Raw genomic sequence first — 269 nt, 5'->3', positions numbered from 1 at the left:
AGTATTCGGCATTTTGCCATGGATTACGGCGTTTGTGTTCGCGCAATTCCCCGCTGGATTGGTGATGTACTTCGCGTGGAGCAACATCTGGTCGATTGTTCAACAGGCCATCATCCAACGTCGTATGGGTATGGATCCTGTTGCCGAAATGATGGGCGAAGAGGACGATGACAGCGCTCCAACAAAAACTGCAAAGGCAGCATCGTGATTTCATTCACTGACGACCAGATCAAAGAGGCCGAACGGCTGTTCCAGTCAGAGGCAACATT

Annotated in this window: 1 protein-coding gene; it reads left to right on the top strand. The window is 50.6% G+C overall.

Annotation, left to right across the window (positions count from 1 at the left end; all coding sequences use genetic code 11):
* A partial coding sequence (locus tag F1003_RS15830; protein ID WP_202913918.1) for a YidC/Oxa1 family membrane protein insertase occupies nucleotides 1–208 on the top strand: 208 nt, incomplete at its 5' end.
* Nucleotides 209–269 lie beyond the last annotated feature (61 nt).

This window comes from Winogradskyella ouciana (assembly GCF_009709615.1).
GTDB lineage: Bacteria > Bacteroidota > Bacteroidia > Flavobacteriales > Flavobacteriaceae > Winogradskyella > Winogradskyella ouciana.
The sequence above is the reverse complement of the archived record's forward strand: the minus strand, read 5'-3'. Positions and strand labels throughout refer to the sequence as shown.